The organism is Synechococcus sp. H55.2 (genome assembly GCF_047462495.1).
Lineage (GTDB): Bacteria > Cyanobacteriota > Cyanobacteriia > Thermostichales > Thermostichaceae > Thermostichus.
The window spans coordinates 3,982-8,752 of the sequence record NZ_JANSJH010000104.1 but is presented as its reverse complement, the minus strand read 5'-3'; the positions used below and the strand labels follow the sequence as shown (position 1 = coordinate 8,752).

Below are 4,771 nucleotides of genomic sequence, written 5' to 3'. Positions count from 1 at the left end.
AGCCGCGGAGTTGTCTCGATGGGCCAGGAGATTGCCTCCTTCAGCTTTGGCGCAGAGGACTTTGCCGAGTTCAAAGCTCGGCTGCAGCAGGAGACAGATCTGCTGGACCGCTGGCTGGCCGCCGCGCCGGGGCTGGATCCCGCCTGTCAGCCTTTTGCCCAGGGATCCCCGGTGGGAGGGTTCGAGCTGGAGGCTTGGCTGGTGACTCCTCAGGGGGATCCGGCCCCGATCAACTCAGCCTACCTGGAGGCTGTCAACGACCCGCTGGTGGTGCCGGAACTGGCCCGCTTCAACATCGAGCTCAACAGCCGGCCCCAGGTTTTGGCTGCATCCGCTCTGCGGCAGCTCCGCCAAGAGCTGGAACAGACGTGGGATCGCTGCTGCCGAGTGGCCGAGCAACTGCAGGCAGGGCTGATGATGATCGGCATTTTGCCCACGCTGCAGCAGCAGCAGCTCACTTTGGAGATGATCTCCCCCCGCAAGCGCTACCTGGCCCTCAACGAGCAGATCCTAAACCTGCACCGGCGCGAGCAACCCTCGGGGATCCCGCCCCTGGGGCTGGCGATCGCAGGGCCTGCCGCCCGGCTACGCGTCACCCACCCAAACGTCATGCTGGAGGCAGCCACCACCTCTTTTCAAATCCATCTGCAGGTGTCGCCCCACCAGGCAGCCCGCTACTTCAACGCTTCCCTGCTCGTATCGGCCCCCTTGGTAGCCCTGGCAGCCAATTCTCCCTATCTGTTTGGGCACGACCTGTGGGCGGAAACCCGCATCCCGGTGTTTGAGCAGGCGTTGGATGGCCCACCCCCCCTCGCCCCCACCCACCAAGCTCGCGTTACCTTCGGGCAAGGCTATGTCCAGGGATCCCTAATGGAGCTGTTCTGGGAAAATCTGCACCGCTACCCGGTGGTGTTGCCGCAAAGGTTAGCCGCTGCCCCCTCGGAGCTGGCCCACCTGCGTCTGCACAACGGCACCATCTGGCGCTGGAACCGCCCCCTCATCGGCTTGGATCCCGTTCCCCACCTGCGCATCGAACAGCGGGTGGCTGCAGCAGGCCCCACCCTGCCGGACATGATCGCCAATGCGGCCTTTTACTTTGGCCTGGTGCAAGCTCTGGGATCCCGACCTCTTCCCCCGGAGCAGGAGCTGAGCTTTGCCCAGTGCCGCGCCAATTTTTATACGGCCGCCCGCTTCGGCCTCGAGGCCCCCATCACCTGGCTCAACGGTTGGCAGGGATCCCTGCGCCAATTGTTGCTGCAAGAGCTGCTCCCGCAAGCAGAGGCGGGCTTGGCGCAACTGGACTTGGCGCCCCAGGACATCCAGGAGTACCTGGGCATTCTCCGCGGCCGTGTCGAGTCGGGGCAGAATGGGGCCACCTGGCAGCGCCGCTACGTGGCTCGGCATGGTAAAGATATGCAACAATTGACCTGTGCCTACTGGGAACGGCAGCGGCAAGGTCAGCCGGTACACACCTGGGATCTCGGCTAGGGAAGCCGTCTCCCCATAGTTGCCGGCGGGGGGGATAGGTCACCGCTTGGGCATGCCTGCATCGGAAGGGATGCCTTCTCAAAGGTCAGGGCGGCGACCTAAGCCACAAGCACGACAGCCAGTTGTTTACCTCCAGCTAAGGATGAGACAGTTCGCTACCCCAATCTCCATCTCCCCTCTCCCGTTGGGAGAGGGGCTGGGGGTGAGGGCCTATTTCACGGATCCCCTTTGTCCTTAAGCAGCCAAAAGGTTTGCGTTGAGGTGCTTGCCCAAAAAACCGTATGCTCACTGTTCTCGATCACCTGCCGGAGCAACTCCTAGATTTAGAAGCCCATCAACTCTACGACCGATTGGGCGGGCCAACCCTCATCCATCTGGCGGGACGACGGGATCCCCCCTTGTTTGTGTCCGTCCTGCTGCACGGCAACGAGGTCACCGGCTGGCAGGCGGTGCGACAGCTTCTGCGCCGCTACGTCCAGCGGGAACTGCCCCGTTCCCTGTCCCTTTTCATCGGCAATGTGTGGGCTGCTCGCCAAGGACAACGGCGGCTAGACGGCCAACCGGACTACAACCGCATCTGGGGCCCCGGCTCCACCCCCGAACACGCCATGGCCCAGGCCGTCCTGCAGCAGATGCAGCAGCGGGGCGTGTTTGCCAGCGTCGATATTCACAACAACACCGGCACCAACCCCCACTACGCCTGTGTCAACTACTTAGATGCTTCTACCCTGCACCTGGCCACCCTGTTTGGGCGCACCGTCCTCTACTTCACCAAACCGGAAGGGGTACAGAGCATGGCCTTTGGTCGCTTCTGGCCGGCGGTAACCCTGGAATGTGGCAAGCCGGATCAGCCCCACGGCACCCAACATGCCCGCGAATTTCTGGAAGCCTGCCTGCACCTGTCAGCAATCCCTCAGCGCCCCGTCCTTAGCCAGGATATCGACCTGTTCCACAGCGTTGCCATCGTCAAGATCCCAGACGAGGTGAGCTTCAGCTTTGGGGAAGAGGCGGACGACCCACACCTGCGCTTTCCCCCCGATTTGGATCTCTTCAATTTCCGGGAGCTCCCTCCCCACACCCGCATCGGCTGGACGAGCAACGGCTTTCACCTCGACGTGCAAGACGAGCAGGGCCAAAATGTGGCCGATCGCTTCTTCTACGCCCAAGATGGCGAAATTCGCACCCGCGTGCCCATTATGCCGAGCATGCTCACCCTCAACAGCCGCATCATCCGCCAAGACTGCCTCTGCTACTTGATGGAGCGCTACCCTCTGGCCGCTATCGCCCCCCCCTCAGACAAAAGACCCCGGCTGTTGTAGAAAATCCAGCTCTGCGGCTGTAGAGGGGCGACCGAGAACGGCATTGCGATGGGGGAAGTTGTTGATCAAACCCCTGGGCCACCCAAAGCCAAGGGATCCGTTGCAACGGCAGGGGGAGTGCCGCGAAACCCATTGCGGGGAAACCAGAGAACTCCGTCTCGCTGCGAGGGATGGCAGGTACGCTAACGTGAGACAGAATCCTCAAAACTGCCAACTGAGCACACGGGATCCCTATGTTGCGCCTGCTGCGGATCGAGAACTTTGCCCTGATCGAGCACTTGGAGATTCCCTTTCGGGCGGGGCTGAACGTGCTGACCGGAGAAACGGGCGCGGGCAAGTCCATCATTCTCGACGCCCTGGATGCCGCCCTAGGCGGGCCGGCGCGAGCCCTGCGCAGCGGCAGCGAGCGAGGTCTGGTGGAAGCGGTTTTCCATCTCAATCCCGAGCTGGCAGCCTGGCTAGAACAAGAACAAATCGACCCCCTAGAGGAGGGCTTGGTCTGTAGCCGCGAACTGCTGTTGCGCAACGGCAAACTCACCAGTCGTTCGCGGGTGAATGGGGTGCTGGTGAACAAAGCCCAGATGCTCAGCCTGCGCTCCCAATTGGTGGAGATCACCGCCCAGGGGCAAACGGTTCAAATCCAATCTCCGCAAACCCAGCGCCGTTGGCTGGACGATTTTGGCGGCGAAAAGCTGCTGCGAACACGCGCAGAAGTGGCCGCCCTCTACCAAACTTGGAACTATCTGAAAACAGAGACAGAATCCCGCCGGCAAAACCAGCAACTGCGCCTGCAACGGCTAGACCTGCTGCAGTTGCAAGCGCAAGAACTGCTCGCCCTGCGGCTGGAGGATCCCGACGAGCTGGCCAAACTGGAGCGGGAGCGGGATCGCCTGGCCCACCGGGTGGAGCTGCAGCAGCAAAGTTACGCAGCCCACCAACTGCTCTACCAAAATGACAGCGGCTCACCGGCCATCGCCGACCTGTTGGGCCAGGCCGAACGGTTACTGCAAGCTATGACCCAGCGGGATCCCGACCTGGCCCCTCTGGCCGAAATGCTCAGCAGCGCCCTCATTCAGGTAGAGGAGGTGGGGCGAGAGCTGCTGCGCTACGGCGAGACGCTGGAGGCGGATCCCGGTCGGTTGAATAAAATTGAACGGCGCCTTGCCCAACTCCGACAAGCCTGCCGCAAATACGGCCCCACCTTGGCCGAGGTGATGGCCCATGCGGAGCGGGTGCAGGCCGAGTTGGCCCAACTGCGAGGCGACAACACCGACCTGGAGGAATGGCAGGCACGGCTGGACAAAGCTGCCCAAGACTTGGAGTGCCATTGCCGAGTGCTCTCCCAACTGCGCCACCAGGCGGCCCGCCAACTGGAAGAGGCCCTTCTTGAGGAGCTCAAGCTGCTGGGGATGGGCGCAGTGCAATTCCAGGTGCGGATCCAACCCGGCCCCCCGACGGCAGAAGGGGTGGATCAGGTGAGCTTCTGGTTCAGCCCCAACCCGGGTGAGCCCCTACAGCCTCTGGCCAGCATCGCCTCCGGCGGCGAGATGAGCCGTTTTTTGCTGGCCCTGAAAGCCGTATTCAGCCGCATCGATCCGGTGACCACCATGGTTTTTGACGAGATCGATGCCGGTGTGTCCGGCAAAGTGGCCCAAGCCATCGCCACCCAGTTGCACAGCATCGCCCAAGATCACCAGATCCTCTGCGTCACCCACCAGCCCCTGATCGCTGCCTTGGCAGATCACCACCTGCGGGTTTACAAGGTGGTGCAGCAAAAACGAACTTCTGTGCGGGTGGAACTGCTAGGAGAACGGGAACGCCGCGAAGAATTGGCCCAACTGGCCGCCGGCCACTCCGCCCAAGAAGCGATGACCTTTGTAGAGGCTCTCCTCAAGCAAGCGGCTCAACTGCGCCAGCCCCGCCTAGCTCCCCTCTCCCTCGGGGAGAGGGGCTGGGGGTGAGGG

At 62.5% G+C, this 4,771-nt stretch carries 4 protein-coding genes; 3 read left to right on the top strand and 1 reads right to left on the bottom strand.

Annotated features, from left to right (window positions below; genetic code table 11):
* A partial coding sequence (locus NW844_RS11070) for a glutamate-cysteine ligase family protein (RefSeq protein WP_414335658.1) occupies nucleotides 1–1,488 on the top strand: 1,488 nt, incomplete at its 5' end.
* 281 nt (nucleotides 1,489–1,769) lie between these two features.
* The gene (locus tag NW844_RS11065; RefSeq protein ID WP_414335657.1) at nucleotides 1,770–2,807 is read left to right on the top strand and encodes a M14 family metallopeptidase; all 1,038 of its coding nucleotides are present in this window, start codon (nucleotides 1,770–1,772) and stop codon (nucleotides 2,805–2,807) included.
* Here the strand turns inward: NW844_RS11065 and NW844_RS11060 are convergent.
* A complete protein-coding gene (locus NW844_RS11060) occupies nucleotides 2,781–2,876 on the bottom strand; it encodes a DUF924 family protein (RefSeq protein WP_414335655.1) in 96 nt (31 codons plus the stop codon). The genes NW844_RS11065 and NW844_RS11060 overlap by 27 nt on opposite strands.
* Before the next feature lie 164 nt (nucleotides 2,877–3,040).
* On the opposite strand from NW844_RS11060, the gene recN reads away from it, so the two are divergent.
* Nucleotides 3,041–4,768 (top strand): DNA repair protein RecN, encoded by a 1,728-nt coding sequence (recN, locus tag NW844_RS11055; protein WP_414335653.1) that lies wholly within the window; start codon nucleotides 3,041–3,043, stop codon nucleotides 4,766–4,768.
* Nucleotides 4,769–4,771: the final 3 nt, after the last annotated feature.